Origin of the sequence: Paludisphaera rhizosphaerae (genome assembly GCF_011065895.1) — a bacterium.
Lineage (GTDB): Bacteria > Planctomycetota > Planctomycetia > Isosphaerales > Isosphaeraceae > Paludisphaera > Paludisphaera rhizosphaerae.
The window spans coordinates 1-3,652 of record NZ_JAALCR010000071.1 but is presented as its reverse complement, the minus strand read 5'-3'; the positions used below and the strand labels follow the sequence as shown (position 1 = coordinate 3,652).

Below are 3,652 nucleotides of genomic sequence, written 5' to 3'. Positions count from 1 at the left end.
CTCTCCCGAGGGGAGAGGGAATTTGGGGAAGCTCCGTACCTCGCTTGAACTCCGGTCGCGCCGCTTACGCCTTGGGCGTGGCTGCTCCGCAGGCTCGGCAGGAGACGGCCGACATGTGCAGGGGGCGGCCGCACTTGGGGCAGATGCGCAGGCCGGCCTCGACCTTCAGGGCTGGCGGCGGGGTGTATCCGCTCTCCGAAGGCGACCGAGGAGGGGGGACCTGACTGGTCTTTCCCTCGTCCTCGGGGTAAACGCCGTACCGGGCCGCCCAGCGCTGGATGCGGGCGATGTCGTCGGCGTCCAGCTCCTCGGTTCGGGCGTCCTCCGGGCCGGCGAACGCGCCGTTGCGAACCCCGACGCTCGGGGTTCGCGGGCTGGAGAGGGTTGAGACCGACGCCAGAACCGGCTTCGGCACCGGGACGACGGTTCCGCAGTCTGGGCAGCGGCCGGCTTCGGGGCGGTCCTGCGCCCGAACCTTCAGCCGACGCCCGCAAGGGCAGTGAAACCGGATCAGGCCGTCCCCTTCGCCGGTCACCGCTCCATTACCCGAACGTCGCACGCGGATCTTCACGCCGCAGCGTGGGCAGACGACACGATCCAGGACGTCGCGTCCCATGTCGATCGTCTCGCCGCATCGGCAGGTTACTCGGGCCATGGCCGCACCCCGTCGAATCAAATCCGACTGCATCGCGAAGTGAATTGGAAGAGATGACGCCGTCTGAGAATGTGATGCTGCTAGAGTCGCCGATCGGCCCCCGTTAGCGCCGCGGCCGAGGGGCCAGGAGACGCTCGGGAGGGATCAGATCGTTGAGGCTTCCAGAACGGAAGCCCTCCAGATCGATGGTGACGAACTTGAAGCCGAAGCCGCGGAAGGCGGCGACAAGATCGGAGCGGACCGGGTCGGCCGCCAGCCGGGCGAATTCCTCCGGGGCGACTTCCACCCGCGCCAGATCTCCCTTGTGGTAGCGGACCCGCAAGAGCCGCAGGCCGTGGCCGCGGAGCCAGGATTCCGCCTGGTCGACCATCCGGACGCGCTCGGGCGTGACTTCCTCGCCGTAGGCGATCCGGCTGGAGAGGCAGGGCGCGGCGGGCTTGTCCCAGACCGGCAGGCCCCACGAACGAGCCAGCGCCCGGACGTCGGCCTTGCCCAGGCCGCATTCCTGCAAGGGGTGACGGACGCCCTTCTCGCCGGCCGCCTTCATGCCGGGGCGGTGGTCGCCGCGGTCGTCCAGGTTCGCGCCTGAAGCGATCGCGTCGACCTCCAGCCGATCCCTCAGATCGGCGAGCCGGCCGTAAAGTTCGCTCTTGCAGAAATAACACCGGTCGGAGTCGTTCCGCAGGTAGTTCGGGTCGGCGAACTCCTCGGTGCGAATCACCCGGTGGCGGATGCCCATCTTGCCGGCGAGGGCCTGGGCTTCCTCGAGCTCGCCGGAGGCCAGGCTTTCGGAGACGGCCGTCACGGCGACCGCGGCGTCCCCCAGGGCGACCTGGGCGGCCTTGGCGACCACCGCGCTGTCGACCCCGCCGGAATACGCCACCGCGACGCGGCCGTACCCTCGCAGGGTTTCCAGCAGCGCGTCGCGCTTGGCGGCCGTCGCCTCGTCGAGCGTCGGGGCTTCGGCTTCGGCGGTCGTCGTCGTGCTCAGGCCCAAGGCGCACCTCCGTCGCGATCGGATCGGGAGTCCAGCCGCTCCATCCTCAGATTGTAAGGGGGATGTCACCCAGTCTCAAGGCTCTGTGGCGACGTCTCCTCTCCGAAACGTCCCTTGCCGAACGTCGTCTGGGGGCGACAATACCCGGGACGTCGAGGCGGATGGACCCCTTCATGCAACGTCGAGGGCGCGAAGGCATGGCGGATCAGCCGATGGCGGCGAACGTGGTTGAAGTCCCCGAAGCGGACGCGAGCCCGGCGGGACGCATCTCCCGACGGCGCTTCTGGAAGCGAGCGGCAATCGGCGTAGCGGCGGCCTCGGCGGCGGGGGCTTCGTACCCCTTGCTGGAGGCCAAATGGTGCCGCCTGACGCGCCGGACGCTCGCCGTCCGCAACTTGCCCGCCTCGTTCCGGGGGCTGTCGGTCGCCTATCTCAGCGACCTTCACCACGGGCCTTACGTCGGCCTGGATTACCTCCGTTACGTGGTCGACTGGACGAATTCTCTGAAGCCCGACCTGGTGCTGCTGGGGGGCGACTACGTCTCCAAGAGCCCGCGGTTCATCGGGCCGGTCTGCGAGGTCATGGGGAAGCTGAAGGCCCCGATGGGCCGGTTCGCCGTTTTGGGGAACCATGACAACGGGGAGAGCACGCCCGAGTGCCACACCCAGTTGGACCGCGCCGGGCTGGAGTTGATCGACAACTCCGGCCGGTGGCTCCGTCGCGGCGGCGACCGCCTTCGGATCGGCGGCGTGGGAGACCTCTGGACCGACGTCCAATCGATCGACGCGGCCCTCGAAAACGCCGACGAAGGCGACGCCTCGATCGTGCTCTCGCACAACCCGGACTTCGCCGAGTATTGCCGCGACCCGCGGATCTCCCTGATGCTCAGCGGCCACACCCACGGCGGTCAGGTCGTCGTCCCGAACGTCGGCGCGATCATCCTCCCCTCGCGCTTCGGCCGCAAGTACGCCGAGGGCCTCGTCGAGGGCCCCGCATACCCCGTCTACGTCGGTCGAGGCGTCGGCACCAGCGGGCCCCCGGTCCGCTTCTACTGCCGGCCGGAGATCGTTTTGCTGACGCTGGTGTGAGGTGCCGGCGATCGGCTCGATCCGGACCATAACGGCCTTCCCCCCTCGCGGGGGAAGGTGGCCCGAAGGGCCGGATGAGGGGGGATCGGCGCGGGATCTAGAACCAGCTATCAATCCCGTAGGCTGACGCTGACGTGAGCGGAGGAGTGAGACTATGAACGACAACGGCCCCCGGGCGGACGTCTTTGCCGCTCTCCAGGAATTGTCTGAGGTCATCCCCGAGATGCGCGCCGGCCAACTCATGTCGGCGGTCGGCGAACTCTGCGCCGACCTCCACGGCCGCGGCCTGTGGGACGCCGACGATGAGGAGTTTCTCGAAGCCGTGTGGCAATTCCGCCGCAATTACGAGAAGGCCCTGGCAGCAAGCCGAAGCGGGGCGTAATGAAATGCCGCCGCTGCGCGAGGAGGCAGAAACCCTCCGACTGGCGCTCTTGATGGGCTGTTTCAAGCCCGACGAGGTCGTGGCGTGGGCCGACAGGAGGATCGCCGAACTGGCAGCTCCCCCGATCGAACTCGTCGACGTCGCTACGGCGGGCGGACAACCGCCCGACGAGTTGGCCCGTCTCCTCAAGCCCATGCCTGGGCCTGCCGACCTCGCGGCAGCGGCCCATCGCGCGCTGGGGGTTCTACGGGCGCGTGCGATCAGTGACGGCTTCGACCTCAAGTCCCTCACCCATAAGCTGTACGTCTACTCGCTCGAAGCGAACGTCTCCGAGGACGAGCAGATGGAGGCGATGAACTTCGACGATCAGTACGATTGCCTCGTCTACTACGGGACGCCCGAGCATCTACGCAACGAGGTTGATCGATACATCGCCGAGCATGCTGCCGAGGCGGGCGATCTGGTCTGATCTCAACCTCTGGCTGTCTCTCACAACCGCAGTTGCGCACATCGCAGGCTTTCGGTCGCGC

General features: G+C 68.0%; 5 protein-coding genes. 3 read left to right on the top strand and 2 right to left on the bottom strand.

From position 1 onward, the window contains the following. Positions 1-64: 64 nt before the first annotated feature. Both G5C50_RS31950 and larE read right to left on the bottom strand, forming a co-directional pair. Positions 65-616, bottom strand: a complete 552-nt coding sequence (locus tag G5C50_RS31950; protein ID WP_240907435.1) for a hypothetical protein — start codon at positions 614-616, stop codon at positions 65-67. 142 nt (positions 617-758) lie between these two features. Next, the gene (gene larE / locus G5C50_RS31945) at positions 759-1,646 is read right to left on the bottom strand and encodes an ATP-dependent sacrificial sulfur transferase LarE (RefSeq protein ID WP_165076122.1); all 888 of its coding nucleotides are present in this window, start codon (positions 1,644-1,646) and stop codon (positions 759-761) included. 179 nt (positions 1,647-1,825) lie between these two features. Between larE and G5C50_RS31940 the strand changes: the two genes are divergently transcribed. The 3 genes from G5C50_RS31940 to G5C50_RS31930 all read left to right on the top strand — a co-directional run bounded on the left by G5C50_RS31940 (position 1,826) and on the right by G5C50_RS31930 (position 3,591). Continuing rightward, positions 1,826-2,740 carry a metallophosphoesterase gene (locus G5C50_RS31940; protein WP_165076117.1) on the top strand — a complete coding sequence of 305 codons (915 nt, stop codon included), beginning with the start codon at positions 1,826-1,828 and terminating at the stop codon, positions 2,738-2,740. Between the two features lie 154 nt (positions 2,741-2,894). Next, on the top strand, positions 2,895-3,122 hold the full coding sequence (locus tag G5C50_RS31935) for a hypothetical protein (RefSeq protein ID WP_165076115.1): 228 nt from the start codon (positions 2,895-2,897) through the stop codon (positions 3,120-3,122). 4 nt (positions 3,123-3,126) lie between these two features. Next, positions 3,127-3,591, top strand: a complete 465-nt coding sequence (locus tag G5C50_RS31930) for a hypothetical protein (protein WP_165076113.1) — start codon at positions 3,127-3,129, stop codon at positions 3,589-3,591. Positions 3,592-3,652 lie beyond the last annotated feature (61 nt).

Excerpts from the sequence above, each read along its gene's own strand:
- G5C50_RS31950 (WP_240907435.1), bottom strand. The coding sequence starts at position 616 with ATGGGACGCGACGTCCTGGATCGTGTCGTCTGCCCACGCTGCGGCGTG.
- G5C50_RS31940 (WP_165076117.1), top strand. The coding sequence starts at position 1,826 with ATGCAACGTCGAGGGCGCGAAGGCATGGCGGATCAGCCGATGGCGGCG.
- G5C50_RS31935 (WP_165076115.1), top strand. The coding sequence starts at position 2,895 with ATGAACGACAACGGCCCCCGGGCGGACGTCTTTGCCGCTCTCCAGGAA.
- G5C50_RS31930 (WP_165076113.1), top strand. The coding sequence starts at position 3,127 with ATGCCGCCGCTGCGCGAGGAGGCAGAAACCCTCCGACTGGCGCTCTTG.